This window comes from Citrobacter sp. CF971, from assembly GCF_006385635.1.
GTDB lineage: Bacteria > Pseudomonadota > Gammaproteobacteria > Enterobacterales > Enterobacteriaceae > Citrobacter > Citrobacter freundii.
The window spans coordinates 4,410,110-4,432,528 of the sequence record NZ_CP041051.1; the positions used below are offsets into that span (position 1 = coordinate 4,410,110).

Below are 22,419 nucleotides of genomic sequence, written 5' to 3' on the forward strand. Positions count from 1 at the left end.
CGTTCGCTCACCCCTGTCACATAGTTATCTATGCTCCAGGGGACTCGCTCTCTTGCCGCCTTGATGCAACTTGAATGATTTTGGGTTTAAAAGATCGTCAGGATCGCGATTACTTACGCAATTTTTTACTTTTGCTGAAGGCGTGCCAGGTTGCGGAAACGCTATTGAGATGTTCTTGCAGTGCGCGGTCTGCTTCTTCAGGATCGCGCTGACGAATCGCGTCAACAATAGCGATATGCTGCTGATAACTCACGTTATTGTGCTCATACAATTCTTGATCGGCAACGGTCGGACGGGCAGCAATTAACCAGTCTAACAGCGCAACATGGATCGCCATAAAGATGGGATTGCCCGGGATCTCCGCCAGTACGCGGTGAAAATCAACGTCCGAACGGATGAACAACGTATTGTCATCAAGCGACTGGCTGTTGATCTCCAGCGCTTTCGCCAGCCTGTCGATTTGCTCATCTGTCGCATGTTCGGCGGCGTATCGAACCAGGCTTGATTCAAAGAACAGTCGCAACTGCTCGAAGTGGGCAATGCCGCCGGGATGTGCGAGGAAATCTTTCGCCATACCAGACAGCTCGCTGATGATGGTATCAGCTGAAGGACGCGAAACGCGGGCGCGCTCGCCGTTGTTAATTTGTACCAGACCTTTGCGTTTTAACGCGGCCAGCGCTTCTCGTACAGAAGGACGGCCCACGTTAAAGAAGGCCATCAGCTCCCGCTCAGACGGCAACTGTTCGCCCTCGCCAAATTCCCGACGACGAATCATCTGCTCCAGTTCTTCCTCAACCATTTCAGACAGTTTTTTACGCGCCAGCGGGCGATTGCGTAAGCTACGGCCAATGGTGGATGGAGAGTCTTCAGCTTGCGAATCAAATGCGTTCATAGGGTCCATTCAGCTAAGTCGTGGTGACAAACAACAGCGGGTTTATCCTAACACAGGATCGAAAGCAGGGTGAAATGATGGTCGATCCGCCCCCGCTGGCTTATTGATAACATACGTAACAGCAATATTATTTTAAGCGAGTATCTTCCGCCTATTTTTAATTTAATAGAGTTATATCATCTTCATGAAATTTATGAACATTAACATGACAATTTATCATAACCATCTATTTTATAACGATAAATAATTAAATCCTCGAATTAAAAATAAGATATTCACTCCATAAAAAATGCCCAGAAAAATATAACATCCGTTGGGATAACAGCGTTATTACCGGATTTATCTTCTTCTCTGGCATGGAGTGAAACAATGTTCGGCATCATTATCTCTGTCATCGTTTTATTAACGATGGGTTACCTGATCCTCAAAAACTACAAACCGCAGGTCGTGCTGGCCGCCGCTGGGATCTTCCTGATGATCTGCGGCGTCTGGCTGGGCTACGGCGTGTTGGTCGCTGATGATAAGAGCAGTGGCTATCTACTGGTCGATATTTACAACGAAATTTTGCGTATGCTCTCCAACCGCGCGGCCGGACTGGGGTTATCAATCATGGCGGTGGGTGGTTATGCCCGTTATATGGACAGAATGGGAGCCAGCAGAGCGATGGTTAGCCTGTTAAGCCGCCCGCTCAAGCTAATCCGCTCACCCTATGTTGTGCTTGCCGCCACCTATGTTATTGGTCAGATCATGGCGCAATTCATTACCAGCGCATCCGGGTTAGGTATGTTGCTGATGGTGACGCTATTCCCAACGCTGGTCAGTCTTGGCGTGAGCCGTTTATCTGCAGTGGCGGTCATTGCCACTTCGATGTCGATTGAATGGGGCATTCTGGAAACCAACTCTATTTTTGCCGCGCAGGTCGCGGGTATGAAAATCGCCACTTATTTCTTTCAATATCAGTTGCCCGTCGCATCGTGTGTCATTGTCGCCGTCGCCATTGCGCATTTTTTCGTTCAGCGTCAGTTTGATAAAAAAGCCGCACCGGAAAGCAACGGATTTGCTGAACAAAAGATGCTGGAAAACGTACCTCCGCTCTATTACGCCATTCTACCCGTCATGCCGCTGATCCTGATGCTGGGCTCGCTTGCCCTTGCGCAAATGGGGCTAATGAAAGCAGAGCTGAATCTGGTGGTGGTGATGTTGATGAGCATGACGCTGACTATGTTTGTTGAATTCCTGCATAAACATAATCTGCGCGAAACGATGGATGATGTGCAGGCTTTTTTTGACGGCATGGGGACGCAGTTTGCCAACGTTGTCACGCTGGTGGTCGCCGGTGAAATCTTTGCGAAAGGGTTGACGACTATCGGGACTGTCGACGCCGTAATAAAAGGCGCAGAGCATTCCGGTCTTGGCGGCATCGGCGTGATGATCATCATGGCGGTGGTCATCGCCGCCTGTGCGATTGTCATGGGGTCAGGAAACGCACCGTTTATGTCTTTTGCCAGCCTCATTCCGGATATTGCCGCCGGGCTGCATATTCCTGCAGTAGTGATGATTATGCCGATGCATTTTGCCACTACGCTTGCCCGCGCGGTGTCACCCATAACCGCTGTAATTGTCGTGACATCAGGTATTGCCGGCGTATCGCCCTTTGAAGTGGTAAAACGTACAGCAATCCCGATGGCAGTAGGATTTGTGGTGAATATGGTAGCCACCATCGCGCTGTTTTACTGATCCCGAAGCCAGAAAACAGAACAGGCCCGAAAGGGCCTGTTTTTTTATTTCACTATTTATTTCACTACGCGCAGCGCTGGACGCCCACCGCGAGGTGGCGGCGGAGTGTCATCAGGATCGTTGTCGTCGCCATTGTCAGGCTTATCGCCATCAATGACCGACATGACTGTTTCACTCTCAAAACCAGACGCGTCGTTGTCGTCATCATTTAAGCTGGCGACATCTTCATCGTAGGCGGCTTCCGGTTCGAACATCGTACCAGCGCCATTTTCACGTGCATAAATTGCCAGAACAGCAGCCAACGGCACAGACACCTGACGCGGCACACCACCGAAGCGCGCGTTAAAGCGCACTTCATCGTTAGCCAGTTCCAGGTTGCCCACCGCACGCGGTGCAATATTCAGAACAATTTGCCCGTCACGCGCATATTCCATTGGAACCTGCACGTCCTGGAGCGTCACATCCACCACCAGATGCGGCGTGAGCTGGTTGTCTAGCAACCACTCATAGAATGCGCGCAGCAGATACGGACGGCGTGGTGTTAGCTGTGGCAAATCCATACAGGTTAACCCCGGCCCAGACGCATTTCACGTTCAGGCTCAGTCAGAGAAGCCAGGAAAGAGTCACGTTCGAAGACGCGAGTCATGTACCCTTTCAGTTCTTTCGAACCTGCACCGTTGAATTCAATACCCAGCTGCGGTAAACGCCACAGCAGCGGCGCCAGGTAGCAGTCTACCAGGCTGAACTCATCGCTCAGGAAGTAAGGTTTCTGGCCAAATACTGGCGCAATTGCCAGCAGTTCTTCGCGCAGACGCTTACGCGCGACTTCGGCTTCAGATGCAGAACCGTTCACGATGACATTCATCAGCGTGTACCAGTCTTTTTCAATACGCTGCATGTACAGGCGGCTTTCACCACGCGCAACCGGGTAAACAGGCATCAGCGGCGGATGCGGGAAGCGCTCATCCAGGTATTCCATAATGATGCGAGATTCCCACAGGGTCAGCTCACGATCCACCAGTGTCGGTACGCTCTGATTCGGGTTGAGGTCGATCAGATCCTGAGGTGGATTGTCCTTCTCCACGTGCTCAATCTCGAAACTAACACCTTTCTCAGCCAGCACAATGCGGACCTGATGGCTATAGATGTCAGTAGGACCAGAAAACAGCGTCATTACCGAACGTTTGTTGGCAGCGACAGCCATGAAAACCTCCAGGTATATTCAGAATTTTTACTGCTACCAGCCACTCAGTGGCCAGCCAGAAGTGATGTCACCCAGACTCGGGAAAGTCATTGCTGTTCAAAATACAAACAAAAAATGAACGATACCGGACATTTGGGCAGAAAATTGGATGATAGTTTACCAGATTTTGTGACCTTTGTGGTGAGTCGATTCTTGAAATGGGGAAAAAGAGGTGGCAATCAGCGGATTACCGTGGATCTGAGGCGAGAAATAACGATAAAAAAACCCGCCAAAGCGGGTTTTTTCGCAAATTGTCGTCTGCCGAAGCAGAGTACAATTAACGTTTGGAGAACTGAGGACGACGACGTGCTTTACGCAGACCGACTTTCTTACGTTCAACCTGACGAGCATCACGGGTAACGAAGCCAGCTTTACGCAGTTCGCCACGCAGGGACTCGTCGTACTCCATCAGAGCGCGGGTGATACCGTGACGGATCGCACCAGCCTGACCAGAGATACCACCACCTTTAACAGTGATGTACAGATCCAGTTTCTCAACCATGTCGACCAGTTCCAGCGGCTGACGAACTACCATGCGGGCAGTTTCACGACCGAAGTACTGTTCCAGAGAACGTTGGTTGATTACGATTTTACCACTGCCCGGTTTGATGAAAACGCGAGCTGCGGAACTTTTGCGGCGACCAGTGCCGTAGTATTGATTTTCAGCCATTGCCTATAATCCCGATTAGATGTCAAGAACTTGCGGTTGCTGTGCCGCGTGGTTGTGCTCGTTGCCAGCGTAAACTTTCAGTTTACGGAACATAGCACGACCCAGCGGGCCTTTTGGCAGCATGCCTTTAACCGCGATTTCAAGCACACGCTCAGGACGGCGAGCAATCATCTCTTCAAAGGTCGCTTGTTTGATACCACCGATGTGGCCGGTGTGGTGATAGTACACTTTGTCAGTACGCTTGTTGCCGGTTACAGCAACTTTGTCAGCGTTCAGAACGATGATGTAATCACCGGTATCTACGTGCGGAGTGTATTCCGCTTTGTGCTTACCGCGCAGGCGCAGAGCCAGTTCGGAAGCCAGACGGCCCAGAGTTTTACCGGTCGCGTCAACAACATACCAGTCGCGTTTTACGGTTTCTGGTTTAGCTGTAAAAGTTTTCATTAAAAGCTTACCCAAATAAATAAGTTACACGTTGGTGAACACCCAAACGTTTTGTCAGTTGAGGTTCACACGACATTGTCCAGCAAACCTACCCCTTCGAATAGCCTATGCCGGCGCATAGAAAGTTTTGGGAAAAAAACTCTCTCGTAACGTGGGGTCGCAAGATTATAGAGAAGTCAGGGTCAAAGATCGACCCCTTTATGTGATTTGCGGCAGGTTTAACCGGCTAAATGTTCCCGCTTCAGATACTCTTCGCTTTGCATCTCCTGCAAACGCGACAAACAGCGCTGAAATTCAAACTTCAGACGCTCGCCCTGATAAATTTCATAGAGTGGCGATGCCGCGCTGACCACCAGCTTGACGTGGCGTTCGTAGAACTCATCCACCAATGCGATAAAGCGCCGCGCTTCACTCTCCATCAGCGGAGTCATGACCGGCACATCAGACAACAGTACCGTGTGAAACAAACGCGACAGCGCAATGTAGTCATGCTGGCTACGCGCATCGACACAGAGTGTGGTAAATGACACCGCCAGCGTTTGGTTTTCGACGGCCAGCGTCTGCATCGGACGATGATTGATCTCCAGCGTCGGCGCATGTTCACCTTTGGTTCCCGCTAATGCCAGCCAGAGTTTATCCATCTGTTGGCGGGTTTCCTCATTCAGTGGCGACAGCCACAAATGCGCCTGCGTTAAGGTGCGCAGACGATAATCGACGCCAGCATCAACATTCATGATGTCGCAATGCTGTTTGATAGCATCAATGGCAGGAAGAAAACGCGCGCGTTGTAAACCGTTGCGATACAGCTCATCGGGCGGAATATTGGAGGTCGCCACCAGCGTAATGCCACGGGCAAACAGTGCCTTCATCAGGCCGCCGAGTAGCATGGCGTCGGTAATATCAGAAACAAAAAATTCGTCAAAGCACAGCACGTCCGTTTCTGCCTTAAAGCGATCGGCGATGATTTCCAGCGGATCGCTCTGCCCCTGTAAGGCAGTAAGCTCTTCATGCACACGCAGCATAAAACGGTGAAAGTGCAAACGCTGTTTACGTTCGCCCGGCAGACTATGGTAGAACAGATCCATCAGCCAGGTTTTTCCGCGCCCAACTCCGCCCCACATATATAAACCACGCACCGGTGTGTTGATCGGCGACTCACGCTTGCCCAGCAATTTGCCAAAACGCGCCATCAGTCCGCTCTCCTGCGGCGCAGGTCGCGCTGGCGTCGTAAGTGCCTGGAAAATTGTTTCCAGTCGATTCACGGCTTCTTGTTGTACATTGTCGGGCTGATGACTGCCGTCGTTGAGGGCTTGCTGGTAACGCGATGTCGGGGAAAGGCTTTGCATGATGTTATTGTTATTCCTTGAGAATCGATGTGCCGTCGCTCACGGTTGACGAAAAAAAGGCCGTTCTACATTACGTGATATAAACACGGGATTCCACTTCTACGGGATTAGCGGTTATAGTGGCATAATCAGGCGCAGGCATGGAGCCTAAAGCCAACACCCTACGGAAACACAAGACAACGGGAGATGTTCATGACCTGGGAATATGCGCTAATTGGGTTAGTCGTCGGTATCATTATTGGTGCTGTAGCCATGCGTTTTGGTAATCGGAAATTACGCCAACAGCAGGCATTGCAGTACGAACTGGAAAAAAATAAAGCTGAGCTGGAAGAGTACCGTGAAGAACTGGTGAGCCACTTTGCCCGCAGCGCTGAATTGCTGGATAACATGGCGGACGATTATCGTCAGATTTACCAGCACATGGCGAAAAGCTCCAGCAACCTGCTGCCGGGTATGTCGCCGGAAAACAACCCGTTCCGTAATCGTCTGGCAGAGTCTGAAGCAGGCAACGATCAGGCGCCGGTTCAGATGCCACGTGACTATTCTGAAGGGGCATCTGGCCTGCTGCGTAGTGGCGCAAAGCGCGACTAACCGCACATCGTTAAGAAATTTATTGGGCGCAGCAATTGCGCCCTCCGCTTCTCTTCCCGTCCCAGCTATTATTTAGTCGTTAGCCTCATTGTGACCAAACCGAAAATTCAATAACATCAAACTGTTTTGAATCATCTTCCGTTTACTCAAGGTACGAGAGCAGGATCCATGAAAAAACAAACCCAGCTGTTGAGTGCATTAGCGTTAAGTGTCGGGTTAACTCTCTCGGCGCCATTCCCGGCCGTTGCGTCGATTCCCGGCCAGGTTCCCGGTCAGGCTGCGCTCCCCAGCCTCGCCCCGATGCTGGAAAAAGTGTTGCCAGCCGTGGTGAGTGTAAGGGTCGAAGGCACCGCCACTCAGGGGCAGAAAGTCCCGGAAGAGTTCAAAAAGTTTTTTGGCGATGAACTTCCCGATCAACCTTCACAACCTTTTGAAGGACTGGGTTCAGGTGTCATTATTGATGCCGCCAAAGGCTACGTCCTGACCAATAACCACGTTATTAATCAGGCGCAAAAAATCAGCGTTCAGCTTAATGATGGTCGTGAGTTCGACGCAAAGCTTATTGGCAGCGACGATCAGAGCGATATCGCACTGCTACAAATTCAACACCCCAGCAACCTGACGCAAATTGCCATTGCTGACTCTGATAAACTCCGCGTGGGTGATTTCGCGGTGGCTGTGGGTAACCCGTTCGGTTTGGGTCAAACAGCCACCTCCGGCATTGTATCGGCTTTGGGTCGCAGTGGGTTGAACCTGGAAGGTCTGGAAAACTTTATTCAGACTGACGCCTCTATCAACCGCGGTAACTCCGGCGGCGCATTGCTTAACCTCAACGGTGAGCTGATCGGTATTAACACCGCGATTCTGGCCCCCGGTGGCGGCAGCATCGGTATTGGTTTTGCAATTCCGAGCAACATGGCGCGCACGCTGGCACAGCAGCTGATGCAGTTTGGTGAAATCAAACGCGGTCTGTTGGGCATCAAAGGCACCGAGATGACTTCCGATATCGCCAAAGCGTTCAAACTGGACGTACAGCGTGGCGCGTTTGTCAGTGAGGTTCTGCCTAACTCCGGCTCCGCAAAAGCGGGGGTGAAATCAGGTGACGTCATTACCAGTCTCAACGGTAAACCGCTTAACAGCTTCGCCGAACTTCGTTCACGTATTGCGACAACCGAACCGGGGACCAAAGTCAAACTGGGCCTGCTACGTAACGGTAAACCGCTGGAGGTTGAAGTCACCCTCGATACCAGCACATCATCGTCCGCCAGCGCAGAGATGATTGCGCCTGCGTTGCAAGGGGCCACGCTCAGCGACGGTCAGTTAAAAGACGGTACCAAAGGCATCAGAATTGATAACGTTGAAAAAAGCAGCCCTGCCGCACAGGCCGGACTGCATAAAGATGACGTTATTATTGGCGTTAACCGCGATCGCGTAAACTCGATCGCTGAAATGCGTAAAGTGCTGGAAGCGAAACCGTCGATCATTGCCCTGCAGGTGGTGCGCGGTAACGAGAGTATTTACCTGCTCCTGCGTTAACGCATGCAACCGGACATCAGCCCCTCGTGTGATGTCCGGTAAACTCGTGATATGCTGCAGCCGTTCCCTTTATTAATGACGCCGCCATCATGTTTGTGAAGCTTTTACGTTCGGTCGCGATTGGTTTAATCGTCGGCGCTATTCTGCTGGCCGCGATGCCCTCGCTGCGCAAAATTAATACGCTTACCGCACCGCAGTTCGACAGTGCAGATGAAACGCCCGCCAGCTATAACCCGGCGGTTCGCCGTGCAGCTCCTGCCGTCGTTAACGTTTATAACCGCAGTATGAACAGTACAGCGCATAACCAGCTTGAGATCCGCACGCTCGGCTCAGGCGTTATCATGGATCAGCGCGGCTATATCATTACCAATAAGCACGTCATTAACGATGCCGACCAAATCATCGTCGCATTGCAGGACGGTCGCGTATTTGAAGCGCTGCTTGTGGGGTCTGATACGTTAACCGACCTTGCGGTGCTGAAAATCAACGCCACTGGTGGACTGCCGACAATTCCAATTAATAACAAACGCGTGCCGCACATTGGTGACGTGGTACTCGCCATCGGTAACCCGTACAACCTCGGGCAAACCATCACCCAGGGGATTATCAGTGCCACCGGTCGTATTGGCCTGAACCCGACGGGGCGGCAAAACTTCCTGCAAACCGATGCCTCCATCAACCACGGTAACTCCGGCGGCGCGCTGGTCAACTCGCTGGGCGAGTTGATGGGTATTAACACCCTGTCATTTGATAAGAGCAACGATGGCGAAACCCCGGAAGGGATCGGCTTTGCTATTCCTTTTCAACTGGCAACCAAAATCATGGATAAGCTGATTCGTGACGGGCGCGTGATTCGCGGCTATATCGGCATCAGCGGCCGAGAAATTGCGCCACTGCACGCCCAGGGCGGCGGGATGGATCAAATTCAGGGGATTGTGGTTAACGAAGTAGCCCCGGACGGTCCGGCAGCGCAGGCAGGTATTCAGGTTAACGATCTGATTATCTCGGTCAATAACAAACCGGCGGTATCTGCACTGGAAACGATGGACCAGGTGGCAGAGATTCGACCAGGTTCAGTTATCTCCGTGGTCGTGATGCGAGATGACAAGCAGTTGACGCTACAGGTCACGATTCAGGAATATCCGGCGACCAACTAATACGGATATAAAAAAACCGGAGCAAGTGCTCCGGTTTTTTACTTTTGGGCAGTTCGTTACTTAACGAACTCTTCGCCCAGAGTGATATCTTTCTTCAGCGTATCCAGCATACCTTCCAGCGCAGCTTGTTCAAACGCGCTCAGCTTGCCGATAGACTGACGCTCTTCTACGCCGTTTTTACCCAGCAGCAGCGGCTGAGAGAAGAAGCGAGCATACTGACCATCGCCTTCAACGTAAGCACATTCAACCACACCTTTTTCGCCGCTCAGTGCGCGAACCAGTGACAGTCCGAAACGTGCTGCGGCCTGACCCATAGACAGGGTTGCAGATCCGCCACCGGCTTTAGCTTCCACAACTTCAGTACCCGCATTCTGGATACGTTTGGTCAGGTCAGCTGCTTCTTGCTCGGTGAAGCTTACGCCAGGAATTTGTGACAGCAGCGGCAGAATGGTCACGCCAGAGTGGCCGCCAATAACCGGGACTTCAACGTCGCCAGGCTGCTTGCCTTTCAGTTCCGCAACAAAGGTGTTGGAGCGGATGATGTCCAGCGTGGTCACGCCAAACAGTTTGTTCTTATCGTATACGCCTGCTTTTTTCAGGACTTCTGCAGCGATAGCAACGGTCGTGTTCACCGGGTTGGTGATGATACCGATACATGCTTTCGGACAGGTTTTAGCAACCTGCTGCACCAGATTCTTCACGATACCGGCGTTAACATTGAACAGGTCGGAACGATCCATACCCGGTTTACGTGCGACGCCCGCGGAGATCAGTACTACATCAGCACCTTCCAGTGCAGGGGTAGCGTCTTCGCCACTGAAGCCTTTGATTTTCACAGCAGTAGGGATATGGCTCAAATCAACGGCCACACCAGGCGTTACTGGAGCGATGTCGTACAGGGAGAGTTCTGAACCTGAAGGCAGTTGGGTTTTTAACAGTAATGCTAGCGCCTGACCGATACCACCAGCAGCGCCGAGGACTGCAACTTTCATCCTAAACTCCTTATTATATTGATAAGCAAAGTGTCTATTGCTCCGCGGCGGCGACCTTAATTCACAAATCCAACGAATACAACAACCACGCGTCAAGAATGCGTAGTCACGCAAATTTGGCTTTTATGCATTTAACTTACGTAAAATAAAACCTAAGTTACGTAATTCAAAACCACCCGCACAGTAGAGCAACTTTCCAACAGGTGCTGACAATATACCCTACCCACCTCTCAAAACAACATCAATTTGATAACATTTAATTTACTTTTAACCTTATTTGCGAGCCGTGACACAGGCATGTTTCTTGATAACGAAATTTGATAAAATTCCGCTCTTTCATAACATTATTTCAGCCTTGAACAAGGCAGACTGTTTGCATAAAAATTCATCTGTATGCACAATAATGTTGTTTCTACCGCCATATTACGGGTGACTTATGCGAAGCTCGGCAAAACAAGAAGAATTAGTAAAGGCGTTTAAAGCGCTGCTTAAAGAAGAAAAGTTCAGCTCTCAAGGCGAAATCGTCCTCGCATTGCAGGATCAGGGCTTTGATAATATCAATCAGTCCAAGGTTTCACGCATGCTGACCAAATTTGGCGCCGTGCGTACCCGCAATGCGAAAATGGAAATGGTGTACTGCCTTCCGGCGGAACTGGGCGTGCCTACAACCTCCAGTCCGCTGAAAAATCTGGTGCTGGATATCGACTATAACGATGCGGTCGTGGTTATTCATACTAGTCCTGGCGCTGCTCAGTTGATTGCACGTCTGCTGGACTCATTGGGGAAAGCGGAAGGTATCCTGGGTACGATTGCCGGTGACGATACCATCTTCACCACCCCAGCTAAGGGTTTTACGGTAAAAGATCTCTACGAAGCCATTCTGGAACTGTTCGAACAAGAACTGTAATACCGCCTCCCCGTCGCCTCGCGGCGGGGGAAAACACTCTCTTTCTACCCCCTTCCGTCTATTTTTAACTGCTATGCATTTAACAAATGGTGCGTTTAACCGTCAAAAACCATTCACATAGTGAATATGAAGGTTTAAAAACGCACATTTTGCAAAAAACTATATCCAATTGATTTTATTTAATTTATTTCTTTTAAAATGTTCGAAACGCTCTTTTTAATTCCATTTGGTTATAAAAAATATTTTTCTTAACACTTAATACCCACAGAAACAATTAGCGTGGTATTAATTTATAAGGTTATTAGTGTATACTTGATTTTGTGATGAGGGTCACGAAACGCAGACCCCTATAAAAGAATTCGACGAGGTAAATATCATGAAAATCAAAACTACTATTGCAACCTTAAGCCTTCTTTCTGTTCTCTCCTTCGGTGCAAGCGCCGCGGTTACTCAGGTGAACTCACAAGAAGCACAGAATCTGCAATCTATGGGTAGCATCTCCGTATCTCAGATCGGTAGTTCACCAATGGACATGCGTCAGGCCATCGCCGCTAAGGCTGAAAAAGCAGGCGCCAGCAGCTATCGCGTCACCGAACTCCGTGAAGGTGCTCACTGGCACGCTACTGCAGAACTGTACAAATAAACCCTCGTCGTCTAAGTCCGACGACTTGCCCCCGCCTGCCGGGGGCTTTTTTATGTCTTACATTGAGTGACGAACGTTAAAACGCAACTGCCCTTCCAGCTCTTCTTCCGCTTCATCGAACAGTAAAATCAGCGCGCCGTATCGCCTGCGCAGCTTGTCCGGTAAATGGACAAATTCAATCTCCAGCGGCAACGGTAAAACTTCCCCGATAACCACCTCCCACAGAGAATCTAAATCAACCACCTTCTCCCTGGCGAGACCGAACGTGCGCGTAAACTCACGATAGAAATCACCCTGGTCTTCTATCTCGTCAAAATCAAATGTATAGATATTCATCTATAGCCACCATCCCGACGCCAGCCACTCTACAGACCGCCAATATGTAGGGGTCTCTCGCATTTTCAGGTAAGTATAGCCATAAAAAAACCGACGCTTTTAGCGTCGGTTTTCAACTCTTAATTACTGACCAGCGCATGCTGGTATTTGTGCAACATCCCACTGAGTCGTTTTACCGGCTCGGTCACCTGTGGTGGTGCTTGCCAGATGATTAATTTCTCCTGATAGATCTCAAGCTCTTCCAGCAACTGGCTAAAGTAGCGTCGGCGCTTGTCGTCATTTCCTGCAGAAATCACGCGATCGGCAGTGCGTCGAAGCTGGCGATGGAATGCGGAGAGATCTTCGTTTACCGGCACCGGCGCATCGCGCAGGCGCTGGTGTGCGATGATCATGGTCAGCGCCAGGCGAAACTTCGCCAGGTCGCCCGGAAATTTGTTCATCAGCAAAAACAGCTGCTGATAAAGCGCCGGGAGGTGGTTTTCTTTACGACGTACAACGTTGGTGGTCATCGCTGAAACCGCCGCCGAGACAAACTGGTTGAGCAACACACGACCCGTTCTGTCACGAGAGTTATCACGCACCAGCAGAATGACGATAAACGCCAACATGCAGCCAACAATCTGCCCCAGTGCACTGTCAAGGAACTGGCTAAAGTGGAAGGTCATCGGGTTATCCAGCACGATGATATTAATGGTGCTGGCCAGCGCCCCCATCGAACCCAGCCGTCGTTTCTGTACTTCAATCCCCAGAAAGAATCCCAGCACTGCCAGGCTCAGGCACAGCAACAACATGCTTTGCTGCGTATTAGGGATAATCACCAGGAAATAGAGTGCCCCGAGCGGTAACGCCGCCAACGTACCGTAGATAAAGTCTATCGCCACCATGCGCGGGTTGGGCAAACGCATTGCCAGCGAGGTGACGACCGCAATCATCACCATTGCGCCGCTGCCGGATGTCCAGCCGGTCCACAGCCAGAATAAGGTTCCCAGCACACAAGAAAGCGTGGTGCGCCAAAAGTTAACCATCGCATGGTGACGCTCGGCAGATTCCACTTTCACCACCGGTTCGCCTTGCAGGATCTCTTCTTCGATAGCGCTAATTTTGGTGTTGCTGACAACTCCACGTTTAAGTAACAGATAGCGCGTTGCCGCCCCGGCCCAGGTGTAAATTGTGACAGGTGTGTCACGTTCACCGGTCCATGCAATCACCCGACGCATCCGCTTCAGCTGTTTATGGACATCCTGTACCGTTTCAACCGGCGTATCGAACAACTCGCGGAAGGTATCGGTGATCAGTTCTGGTCGGGTGTTCTGAATAAGATAGGTTTCGCAGGATTGTGTGATAAGCGTAAGCGACAGCGTATTCAATGCCTTGAGTCTGCGGTTAGCCCGCACCCAGCGCGAGGACTCCATATTCAGGTTACTACGCATGCCTTCCAGCGCCGCCGTACGCCGGACTAAATCTCCCCAGGCTTTGTCCACTTCCTCACTGTCGCCATGCTTAATGCACAGCTGCATAAGCTGATATTGCGCCACCAGCAGGCTATCCAGTTCAACATCAATCTCCTGTTTCACCGAACGGGGCGAAAAGAGCAGGTCGGCAACAATGGCACAGACAATACCCATCACAATTTCACTACAGCGTTCGAGCGCAAATTGCGGCGTCAGCAGCGGTTCAGCCTGGATAGTAATGACGATGATCAGCGCCGTATAGCCTGAAAGCCCCCAGGCATAAGAGTTTTCGATCTTCACTAACGACGAGATCCAGGTACAAAAACCGGCCCAGATACAACACACCAGGATCATCAATAGCGGGGCGCGGATCATGCTGATGATAATGATCAGGGCGGCAATACAGCCGATAAATGTCCCGACAATACGCAACATGCCTCGATAGCGGATAGCACCTGAATAAGGTTCTCCGCCAGCAGCAAAGGCCGGACCTGCCGCCACAATGGCCGCGGTCAGCACCGCCCAGCGCGGGGTCTCAAGCTGGAAGTGAAAGCCAACGAACAGCGCCAGTACAATCGCGCAGGCCAGTTTTACCGCAAAGCGGATATGCTGGTTGGCAATGGAGAAAATACCCATCGCGATTAACCAAATTCGCGCAGGCGGTGCGCCATTTTACGGAAGAAAGATTCCTGGCTGGCATCGCGATCCTGCTTGCCGGTAATGACGACGGTCGCCGTCGTCCCGGCAGGCCACAAGGTTCCCTGCTGCTCATCAAGACGAATTCGCACCGGCACACGCTGCGCCAGACGCACCCATTCAAGATTGGAATCAATGGTCGCCATACCCTTGGCGTCCCGCGTGCTGCTGGCATTCGTTACGCCAGCCGCCACACTATCAACCGTGCCCTTCAGCACATTATTACTGCCAAGCGGGGTGATTTCAGCGCGATACCCAGGGCGGACGCCTTCCAGTTTGGTTTCTTCCATATACGCCAGCACATAGAAAGAATGCTGTTTGACCAACGCCACCGCCGTGGAACCGCGCGTGATAAATTCGCCGCTATAGACGTTCAGGTTAGTCACCCAGCCGTCTGCTGGCGCGCGGATAACGGTACGTTCCAGATCTAATTTCGCCAGGTCGCGGGTCGCTTGTGCCTTCGCAAGCTGGTGTAATACGGTTTGCAGGACGTTGTTTGATTGGTCAATCTCTTCACGAGACATAGCCTGCACGCCCAGTCGGTTACGACGACCGGCCTCCTGGCGTTTTTCCTGCGCCAGTACCTGATAATAGGCCACGTCAGCTTCGGCCTGCTCGAGGGCTTTCTTATAGCGTGGCTGGTCGATAGTGAACAGGATCTGATCCTTTTTCACCAGTTGGTTATCATGGATGTTAACGTTGGTAATAAGGCCCGCAACATCCGGCGCAATCGCGACGACATCGGCGCTGAAACGCGCATCACGCGTCCACGGCGACTCGGTGTAGAACACCCATGCGCGAAAAATAGCGATGAAGGCCAGAATGACCAGTATCACGGTAATGGCCGTGCGGGAGAGTTTTCTTGTTAGTGTTTTCACTTCAACCTCAAACGAACAGGCGCGTTATTAAATAGAACAGACAGCAATACAGCGCGGTGTTAAACAGAGCCGGATGCCAGACAAAATCATAGATGCCAGTCGGAACAAGCACCCGGCGCACCAGCCAGAAAATCGCCAGTGACAAAAGTAATTCGAAAAAAATCGGTGGGAAGGACAGACCAAACACCACGATAACGGGAAACAGACTCATGTTGACCTTGGTAACGTAAGAGAGTGCAGATGATAGATTTTCTAGCGTATGTCACCGCAGAGAAGGGCAAGGATGAGCCAGGCGAGAGCGACATAGCCGTTATTTGAATAATAATATATTAACGTAACTGTTATGCTGTTATCTATATTATGTGATCTAAATCACTTTTAAGCCAGAGTGAACAATGGAACGATTAAAACGTATGTCGGTGTTCGCCAAAGTTGTCGAAATGGGCTCCTTCACCGCCGCCGCAAGACAGCTACAAATGAGCGTTTCATCGATAAGCCAGACGGTCTCAAAACTGGAAGATGAGCTACAGGTCAAGCTGCTAAACCGCAGCACGCGTAGCATTGGGCTAACTGAAGCCGGTAAAATTTATTATCAGGGCTGCCGGAGAATGCTGCACGAAGCGCAGGATGTTCACGAGCAACTCTATGCCTTTAACAACACGCCCATCGGCACTCTGCGCATTGGCTGTTCTTCAACTATGGCACAAAATGTCCTCGCCGGATTAACCGCCACGATGCTGAAAGAGTATCCGGGATTGACGGTAAATCTGGTGACCGGCATCCCGGCCCCGGATTTAATCGCTGATGGTCTGGACGTGGTTATCCGCGTCGGCGCGTTGCAGGACTCCAGCCTGTTTTCACGCCGTTTGGGGGCTATGCCGATGGTGGTCTGCGCGGCGAAAAGCTATCTCGCACAGTTTGGCACCCCGGAGAAACCTGCCGATCTCAGCAACCACTCGTGGCTGGAATACAGCGTACGCCCGGATAATGAATTCGAGCTCATCGCTCCGGAAGGAATTTCCACCCGCCTGATCCCAGAGGGTCGTTTTGTGACTAACGATCCGATGACATTGGTGCGCTGGCTGGCCGCAGGCGCAGGCATTGCCTATGTACCGCTGATGTGGGTGATCAATGAGATCAATCGTGGCGAAGTGGAGATTCTGCTTCCCCGCTACCAGTCGGATCCGCGTCCGGTCTATGCGCTGTATACCGAAAAAGACAAATTGCCGCTCAAGGTGCAGGTGGTGATTAACTATCTGACAGACTATTTTGTCGATGTAGCACAGCTGTTTCAGGGAATGTACGGTCGGGGAAAAGAGAAATAAAAAAAGTGTAGGCCGGATAAGGCATTGACGCCGCATCCGGAAAGATGCCCGATGGCACTGGTGCTTATCGGGCATACATCATGATGTTATGCGGTGCCACCCACGGTCAGGTTATCCACCTTCAGCGTCGGCTGGCCCACGCCCACCGGCAGGCTCTGCCCTTCTTTACCGCACACGCCAACCCCGTTATCCAGTTTCAGGTCGTTACCCACCATCGAAATCTGCTGCATCGCTTCGATACCAGACCCAATCAGCGTCGCGCCTTTCACCGGTTTGGTGACTTTACCGTTTTCAATCAGATATGCTTCAGACGTAGAGAACACAAATTTCCCGGAGGTGATATCCACCTGGCCGCCGCCGAAGTTAGGCGCATAAATACCGTATTCAACGGATTCGATGATTTCCTGCGGCGTAGATTTCCCCGGCAGCATATAGGTGTTGGTCATACGTGGCATCGGCAGGTGCGCGTAAGATTCGCGGCGACCGTTACCCGTTGGCGCAACGCCCATCAGGCGCGCATTCAGTTTGTCCTGCATGTAGCCTTTCAGAATACCGTTTTCGATCAGCACGTTGTACTGACCCGGCGTGCCTTCATCATCAATAGCCACAGAGCCACGACGGTCCGCCATTGTGCCGTCATCCACCACGGTGCACAGTTCTGACGCTACCAGCTCCCCCATGTGACCGCTGAATACCGAGGTACCACGGCGGTTAAAGTCGCCTTCCAGACCATGACCGACCGCTTCATGCAGCAGAACGCCAGGCCAGCCAGCGCCGAGTACTACCGGCAGCGTACCAGCAGGCGCAGCTACCGCAGAGAGATTAACCAACGCCATGCGTACGGCTTCTTTCGCCCATGCGTCAGCACGAACTTCACCATCAAGGTCGCCCAGGAAATAGTCATAGCCAAAACGACCGCCGCCACCGCTGGCGCCGCGCTCGCGCTTACCGTCCTCTTCCACCTGTACGCTTACGGACAGGCGTACCAGCGGGCGAACGTCAGCGGCCAGCGTACCGTCGGTCGCTGCTACCAGGATCAGTTCATAAACACCGGTCAGGCTGGCGGTTACTTCCTGGACGCGCTTGTCGGCGGCACGCGCCACGCTGTCTACGCGGCGCAGAATATCCAGTTTCTCTTCGCGGCTCATGCTCTGCAGAGGATCAACCGACGTGTAAAGCGCCTGATGCTCCACAGCTCCCAGCGTTTTTACTTTGCCGTCACCGCTGTCACGCACGATAGTACGGGCAGCATGAGCACTCTGCTCCAGCGCCAGCAGGCTAATCTGGTCTGCATAGGCAAACCCTTTTTTTTCGCCGCTGATGGCGCGCACGCCAACGCCCTGATCGATATTGTAAGAACCATCTTTAATGATGCGGTCTTCTAAAACCCAGGATTCGTGATAGCTCGACTGAAAATAGAGATCGCCGTAATCAAGACGGCGTTCGGCCAGTTGGCCCAGGATGGCAAACAGATCCTGATGTTTCAGGCCATTTGCCGCTAGCAATTGTTCACTTACCAGGTTCAGACTCATCGTTTTGCTACTCATTAGTTACTGTTGTAGGCCTGATAAAACGCGCCAGCGTCGCCATCAGGCACTTCAATGCCGGATGGCGGCGTGAACGCCTTATCCGGCCTACGGACTGCGGTAGAGGATCTATGTTGAGATTGGGGCAATTACTCGCCCCCGTCAAATTATTGCTGGCTTTCTTTGCGCGGCTGACGCAGAACTTCGTTAATCTGCGGCTTATCGACCGGACCGGTGATGCGATAACGCAGAATCGACACTTTGCTCCACAATGGTCCCAGAACCTTACTGGCAGCAAACACCGCCGCGCCGACAATTGGATTGACAGCAAACGCAGCGGCAACGCCTACGGTGGCAGAAATTTCCGGCGCGACAATGGCTTCCATATCCAGCTCCCGGCGCACCAGGTTCACCGAGCCTTTCATCGCAATGTCTGCCTCCAGACCGTCCACCAGCGTGTCATCGGTATGCATCACGCCATCTTTGATCCAGGCCGTGCTGCGAATCGAGTCGAAATAGAAACCTTCGCTGAAAGTATCGCTAAAATCAAAACGCAGTTTACGCAGCAACGCATCAAAGCTCAGCAGTCGCAAGAGTTGCCCCGCATGTCCGGTGCTGAGTTCAGTAAGCTCACCTTTGCCCAACCGGGTACGCAAAATCCCATTCAGCGAAGCTTCATCTGGATCCCATGGCGGGTTACGCCAGTGCAGGTCATACTCCACGTTGAACGAAGAGTTACGAATCGGGGTCGATACGCCAAAGAAACTGGCAGCGGAGTCAATTTTACTGCCGCTCAGTTTACCCTTCAGTGACGTTCGTTCTTTGCCCGGCGCGTTCACCCACACGCCATCGGTGGTCAGTCTGGCAAAGCCTGTATCCAACAGACCGTTACTCAGCGTTAGCGTGTCGCCTTTAATCGCCACATCGGCATCAATACGCCCATATTTCTGTCCCCACATCCAGCACTCGGCACAGCGTAACTGAACATCCGGCCAGCCGCGGAAGCTGACGTTGTCCACGGCGGAAAACGGCGAGGCTGGAGTACTATTCAGTGGTGCTTTCGTCGGCGACGCTTTCGCCGCGCTGGGGTTGTAATAAAGATACTTAATATTGGCCAGCCACGGCGCATTATTGCGCATAGCCAGCGTGGCATTTATTTCACGTCCCTGCGCCTGCACGATGGAGCCATTGCTCGCAGGCTCAGACACGATACTCAAGTTATTCCAATTCTGACCGCCCAGGGATAACGATGGCGTACGCACCGTAATGCGCTGCGGGAAGTTGGCGTTGGTGCCAACGTTATCTGCTGCGCCTTTCTGGAACAACGCCAGCCATTGCGCGCCATCCATAGGGGGAAGGTTAAGCTCAATACCTTGCTGATCGGGTAACGCGGGCACGGTGCGGCTTTCCGACGTCCAGATTGCGCGGTCAAGCGTCAGTTTCTGATTCAGCAGCCAGCGGCTGTTAAAGTGGTTCTTACTGCCCGCGTTGCCGGTCAGTTCAAAACTGCGCAGATTGCCGTTGGCCTTAACGTTCACCGGTAACGCCTCACCGGCTGCCTTATTCAGCGGAGCAGGTAAGTGACTACTTACATTCTTCAGGTCGCCTTTGAGCTCAATGTCGTAGGTCGGTCCGGCATGATACGGAAGATCGATACCCACCTTGCCATTCCACGCCATGCTGCCGCTTAAGGCATCGTTGACCTGCGCTGGTAAAATCCCCATGCGGGTTGGCTGCCAGTCGCCTTGCAGGTTCACGGCTACCTGATAGGCTTTCGCCCCTTCGGTGGTGGAGAAGTCGACGTTCAGCGGCTGATTAAACCAGTTCGCCGTCATCGGCTCGCTCTTCAGATCGCCGTTGATAAAGCTGAATTTACCATTCAAATTCTTCAGCGTGCTGTCGAGCGGTTTAATAAACAGGCTGTTATTACGCAGGTTGACATCGCCTTTGGCGGTAACCAGCGAGCCGTCTAGCGGAATATCCAGATGTAAGCGAGCATTCACATCGCCATCAATCTGCAACTGCTCAAGCGTGGCGCCGAGGGAGTCCTTCAACGGCGTCTCATCAAAATAAGGTCCGACCGCCTTGCCCGGCCCGTTGATATCGGCATCAATCAGCAGTTTTTCTTTAGCATAGTCGGGAATATTAGCCGTCAGGTTACTGGCCTTCACGCCGCCTAAATTGACGCTATCCGTCTTCATCCACAGACCATCGTTAATGAAGTTCAGTTCAATATTGAGATCGGTTAGCGCAGGCCAGTCGGGCTGGAAAGCAAATTTCGCGTTACGTAGCGGCACCAGAACCTGAAATTGCCCTTCGTTGTGCAGATACGGGAACAGATGCGGGTTACCGCCATACACCAGCGTGGCGTTATCCGCTTCGCCGCCCTGAATAGCGCCGCTGAGGTAGTCAACCAGCTCTTTGCCCATCAAGTTTTCCGGGAAATAGCGCCAGGCCTGAGAGCCGTCGTCGGTGCTAATGCCAGCCAGAATGCCTAACCACGGTTCATCTCCAGTGGGCTGCAGATAGCGAAAACCACCGCGCGCGCGTACCGCTTTCGCTTTAACATCGATGTTGCGCCCATCTAACTGAAAACCTTTATCATTTTTCAGCCAGCTTAGCGTCGCCACGCCGTTCTCTATTTCCAGCGGCGCGCGGAAGACAGTTTCATACGGCATTTTGGCTTGCTTCATGGAGGCGGTGAGCGCCCCATTTTCAACGCTGCCCGCCAGCGTACCGGAGAAATGCTCAGCCCCCGGTAACAACTTCCACTGTTTCCAGGCCAGATTGGTCCATGCGGACTGGAAGCGGGTTTTTTCTGTCGCCTGTAACGGGATATCCAGCGCCAGCACATCTATTTTGCCGCTCGGCTGCGTGGCGCGCCAAATATCACCCAGCGCAGGCGATAACCGGGACGCCATCGGGCGCAGACCTTCTAATCCGGCCAGATCCAGATTGCTGGCACGAATGCGAAGCTCGTCGCTGCGCTTGTTATTCTCACCACCGACTTCCTGCTCAGGGATCCAGGCCAGCGTTAACGCTCCGCTCGGCCAGGGTTTATCATCCATGGTGATACGGGTATCGGGAATGGAGAATTGCCAGCCCGGCTGTTCCCGGCTGATGTGCGCCGTCAGGTTATCGACAGAGAGCGTATGCGTACGGTTGTCACCCAGCCAGCTGGCACCGCCTTTCTTCAGCCAGACATCCCCCCCGGAGACAACGCCTTTATTGATCGTCATCCATGCTTCCAGGCTAAAACGCGCAGTTTGCAGGGCGACATTGTCCTGCATCCATTTGCCCAACCACGGTTTGACGTCAATGTCGTCTGCCTGCAACCAGACCCGACCATTATTCAATAGCCCATTATCGTCGCGCAGATCCATCCTCACCTGCATAACGCCGTGCTGTCCGGTCAGGCTGGAGAGGCTGACCTGACCCTCGGCGCGATGCCGATTTTTATTGTTCAGCCAGGTAAGCTGTGGGATCGCCAGTTCAGCACGTTGGCCTGAGAGGGTTATAAAGCTGATATGACTGTCGCGTAGATCGAAATGATCAAACTGACGCAGGAAGAGATTGCTGAGATGGTCGGTTTCAATTCCATCTCCGCCTTCACTACGCTGGATAGGAGTATTGGTGCGCAACTGCAGTTGCCAAAAGGTGAGATCGCGAAACTGCCAACGCATGTGCAGCAAACTTTGCCAGACATCCAGCGCCAGCGTGACGCGTTTTACCGAAAATTCTCCCCCATCTTTTAGCTGCGCATGGATATTACGCGCTTCAAGCGTAGGACCGAAATTTTGCCAGCTGGCAGAAAGCTGACTGGCGGAAACAGGTAGACCTGTAGCGGATTCAATCTTGCCAAGAATGGCTGGACGCCAGCTATCAAGATGAGGTAACGCAAGGCGCAGTCCACTGACCAGCAGCGCTGCGATGACAACGAATGCGGCTCCAGTGAGCAGTAATATCCCCGGCAATCGCCTCACGCACCTCTCCTTGTCTACCAAAAAATATGACTCACACCCCTTGAGTGAATATTGCCGGATGACGGC

20 protein-coding genes are annotated in these 22,419 nt (G+C 52.1%); 7 read left to right on the top strand and 13 right to left on the bottom strand.

Going from position 1 to position 22,419, the window contains the following annotated elements; translation table 11 throughout:
* Positions 1-109: 109 nt before the first annotated feature.
* Positions 110-901, bottom strand: coding sequence for a transcriptional regulator NanR (nanR, locus tag E6P06_RS24820; RefSeq protein ID WP_008785946.1), 792 nt, complete (start codon positions 899-901; stop codon positions 110-112).
* Between the two features lie 360 nt (positions 902-1,261).
* On the opposite strand from nanR, the gene dcuC reads away from it, so the two are divergent.
* On the top strand, positions 1,262-2,629 hold the full coding sequence (gene dcuC, locus E6P06_RS24825) for an anaerobic C4-dicarboxylate transporter DcuC (RefSeq protein WP_003839905.1): 1,368 nt from the start codon (positions 1,262-1,264) through the stop codon (positions 2,627-2,629).
* Positions 2,630-2,685: 56 nt separating this feature from the next.
* Here dcuC and sspB read toward each other — a convergent pair whose 3' ends face one another.
* The 5 genes from sspB to zapE all read right to left on the bottom strand — a co-directional run bounded on the left by sspB (position 2,686) and on the right by zapE (position 6,332).
* Positions 2,686-3,189: a ClpXP protease specificity-enhancing factor gene (gene sspB, locus E6P06_RS24830; protein WP_003025130.1), complete on the bottom strand. Its 504-nt coding sequence runs from the start codon at positions 3,187-3,189 to the stop codon at positions 2,686-2,688.
* A gap of 5 nt (positions 3,190-3,194) precedes the next feature.
* Entirely contained in the window at positions 3,195-3,833 is a 639-nt protein-coding gene (gene sspA, locus E6P06_RS24835) for a stringent starvation protein SspA (RefSeq protein ID WP_003025132.1), read from the bottom strand.
* 316 nt (positions 3,834-4,149) lie between these two features.
* A complete protein-coding gene (gene rpsI / locus E6P06_RS24840; protein WP_003025138.1) occupies positions 4,150-4,542 on the bottom strand; it encodes a 30S ribosomal protein S9 in 393 nt (130 codons plus the stop codon).
* Between the two features lie 15 nt (positions 4,543-4,557).
* Complete coding sequence (rplM, locus tag E6P06_RS24845; RefSeq protein WP_003025141.1) at positions 4,558-4,986, bottom strand: 50S ribosomal protein L13; 429 nt, start codon at positions 4,984-4,986, stop codon at positions 4,558-4,560.
* 218 nt (positions 4,987-5,204) lie between these two features.
* A complete protein-coding gene (gene zapE, locus E6P06_RS24850; protein ID WP_003839902.1) occupies positions 5,205-6,332 on the bottom strand; it encodes a cell division protein ZapE in 1,128 nt (375 codons plus the stop codon).
* 192 nt (positions 6,333-6,524) lie between these two features.
* Here zapE and zapG point away from each other — a divergent pair, with 192 nt between their 5' ends.
* From zapG to degS, 3 genes are all read left to right on the top strand, one after another.
* Positions 6,525-6,923 carry a Z-ring associated protein ZapG gene (zapG, locus tag E6P06_RS24855; protein WP_003025147.1) on the top strand — a complete coding sequence of 133 codons (399 nt, stop codon included), beginning with the start codon at positions 6,525-6,527 and terminating at the stop codon, positions 6,921-6,923.
* Positions 6,924-7,091: 168 nt separating this feature from the next.
* Positions 7,092-8,459 (top strand): serine endoprotease DegQ, encoded by a 1,368-nt coding sequence (gene degQ, locus E6P06_RS24860; protein ID WP_003025151.1) that lies wholly within the window; start codon positions 7,092-7,094, stop codon positions 8,457-8,459.
* Positions 8,460-8,548: 89 nt separating this feature from the next.
* Positions 8,549-9,616, top strand: a complete 1,068-nt coding sequence (gene degS, locus E6P06_RS24865; protein ID WP_003025154.1) for an outer membrane-stress sensor serine endopeptidase DegS — start codon at positions 8,549-8,551, stop codon at positions 9,614-9,616.
* Positions 9,617-9,672: 56 nt separating this feature from the next.
* On the opposite strand, the gene mdh is transcribed toward degS, so the two are convergent.
* Positions 9,673-10,608: a malate dehydrogenase gene (gene mdh, locus E6P06_RS24870; RefSeq protein ID WP_003025158.1), complete on the bottom strand. Its 936-nt coding sequence runs from the start codon at positions 10,606-10,608 to the stop codon at positions 9,673-9,675.
* A 436-nt stretch (positions 10,609-11,044) separates the two neighbouring features.
* Between mdh and argR the strand changes: the two genes are divergently transcribed.
* Together argR and yhcN are read left to right on the top strand one after the other, a co-directional pair.
* Positions 11,045-11,515 carry a transcriptional regulator ArgR gene (argR, locus tag E6P06_RS24880; protein WP_003025162.1) on the top strand — a complete coding sequence of 157 codons (471 nt, stop codon included), beginning with the start codon at positions 11,045-11,047 and terminating at the stop codon, positions 11,513-11,515.
* 376 nt (positions 11,516-11,891) lie between these two features.
* A complete protein-coding gene (yhcN, locus tag E6P06_RS24885) occupies positions 11,892-12,158 on the top strand; it encodes a peroxide/acid stress response protein YhcN (protein ID WP_003025165.1) in 267 nt (88 codons plus the stop codon).
* Between the two features lie 57 nt (positions 12,159-12,215).
* On the opposite strand, the gene E6P06_RS24890 is transcribed toward yhcN, so the two are convergent.
* From E6P06_RS24890 to aaeX, 4 genes are all read right to left on the bottom strand, one after another.
* Positions 12,216-12,494, bottom strand: a complete 279-nt coding sequence (locus E6P06_RS24890; protein ID WP_003025168.1) for a hypothetical protein — start codon at positions 12,492-12,494, stop codon at positions 12,216-12,218.
* 119 nt (positions 12,495-12,613) lie between these two features.
* On the bottom strand, positions 12,614-14,581 hold the full coding sequence (gene aaeB, locus E6P06_RS24895; RefSeq protein ID WP_003025171.1) for a p-hydroxybenzoic acid efflux pump subunit AaeB: 1,968 nt from the start codon (positions 14,579-14,581) through the stop codon (positions 12,614-12,616).
* A gap of 5 nt (positions 14,582-14,586) precedes the next feature.
* Positions 14,587-15,519, bottom strand: a complete 933-nt coding sequence (gene aaeA / locus E6P06_RS24900; RefSeq protein ID WP_003025174.1) for a p-hydroxybenzoic acid efflux pump subunit AaeA — start codon at positions 15,517-15,519, stop codon at positions 14,587-14,589.
* Positions 15,520-15,526: 7 nt separating this feature from the next.
* A complete protein-coding gene (gene aaeX / locus E6P06_RS24905) occupies positions 15,527-15,730 on the bottom strand; it encodes a p-hydroxybenzoic acid efflux pump operon protein AaeX (RefSeq protein WP_003025177.1) in 204 nt (67 codons plus the stop codon).
* Positions 15,731-15,914: 184 nt separating this feature from the next.
* Here aaeX and aaeR point away from each other — a divergent pair, with 184 nt between their 5' ends.
* Complete coding sequence (gene aaeR, locus E6P06_RS24910) at positions 15,915-16,844, top strand: HTH-type transcriptional activator AaeR (RefSeq protein WP_003839896.1); 930 nt, start codon at positions 15,915-15,917, stop codon at positions 16,842-16,844.
* A gap of 86 nt (positions 16,845-16,930) precedes the next feature.
* On the opposite strand, the gene tldD is transcribed toward aaeR, so the two are convergent.
* The gene (gene tldD, locus E6P06_RS24915; protein WP_139935818.1) at positions 16,931-18,376 is read right to left on the bottom strand and encodes a metalloprotease TldD; all 1,446 of its coding nucleotides are present in this window, start codon (positions 18,374-18,376) and stop codon (positions 16,931-16,933) included.
* Between the two features lie 161 nt (positions 18,377-18,537).
* Positions 18,538-22,353: an AsmA2 domain-containing protein YhdP gene (yhdP, locus tag E6P06_RS24920; protein ID WP_139935819.1), complete on the bottom strand. Its 3,816-nt coding sequence runs from the start codon at positions 22,351-22,353 to the stop codon at positions 18,538-18,540.
* Between the last annotated feature and the right edge of the window lie 66 nt (positions 22,354-22,419).

Coding starts and splice junctions, on each gene's coding strand:
- nanR (WP_008785946.1), bottom strand. CDS start 901: ATGGACCCTATGAACGCATTTGATTCGCAAGCTGAAGACTCTCCATCC.
- dcuC (WP_003839905.1), top strand. CDS start 1,262: ATGTTCGGCATCATTATCTCTGTCATCGTTTTATTAACGATGGGTTAC.
- sspB (WP_003025130.1), bottom strand. CDS start 3,189: ATGGATTTGCCACAGCTAACACCACGCCGTCCGTATCTGCTGCGCGCA.
- sspA (WP_003025132.1), bottom strand. CDS start 3,833: ATGGCTGTCGCTGCCAACAAACGTTCGGTAATGACGCTGTTTTCTGGT.
- rpsI (WP_003025138.1), bottom strand. CDS start 4,542: ATGGCTGAAAATCAATACTACGGCACTGGTCGCCGCAAAAGTTCCGCA.
- rplM (WP_003025141.1), bottom strand. CDS start 4,986: ATGAAAACTTTTACAGCTAAACCAGAAACCGTAAAACGCGACTGGTAT.
- zapE (WP_003839902.1), bottom strand. CDS start 6,332: ATGCAAAGCCTTTCCCCGACATCGCGTTACCAGCAAGCCCTCAACGAC.
- zapG (WP_003025147.1), top strand. CDS start 6,525: ATGACCTGGGAATATGCGCTAATTGGGTTAGTCGTCGGTATCATTATT.
- degQ (WP_003025151.1), top strand. CDS start 7,092: ATGAAAAAACAAACCCAGCTGTTGAGTGCATTAGCGTTAAGTGTCGGG.
- degS (WP_003025154.1), top strand. CDS start 8,549: ATGTTTGTGAAGCTTTTACGTTCGGTCGCGATTGGTTTAATCGTCGGC.
- mdh (WP_003025158.1), bottom strand. CDS start 10,608: ATGAAAGTTGCAGTCCTCGGCGCTGCTGGTGGTATCGGTCAGGCGCTA.
- argR (WP_003025162.1), top strand. CDS start 11,045: ATGCGAAGCTCGGCAAAACAAGAAGAATTAGTAAAGGCGTTTAAAGCG.
- yhcN (WP_003025165.1), top strand. CDS start 11,892: ATGAAAATCAAAACTACTATTGCAACCTTAAGCCTTCTTTCTGTTCTC.
- E6P06_RS24890 (WP_003025168.1), bottom strand. CDS start 12,494: ATGAATATCTATACATTTGATTTTGACGAGATAGAAGACCAGGGTGAT.
- aaeB (WP_003025171.1), bottom strand. CDS start 14,581: ATGGGTATTTTCTCCATTGCCAACCAGCATATCCGCTTTGCGGTAAAA.
- aaeX (WP_003025177.1), bottom strand. CDS start 15,730: ATGAGTCTGTTTCCCGTTATCGTGGTGTTTGGTCTGTCCTTCCCACCG.
- aaeR (WP_003839896.1), top strand. CDS start 15,915: ATGGAACGATTAAAACGTATGTCGGTGTTCGCCAAAGTTGTCGAAATG.
- tldD (WP_139935818.1), bottom strand. CDS start 18,376: ATGAGTCTGAACCTGGTAAGTGAACAATTGCTAGCGGCAAATGGCCTG.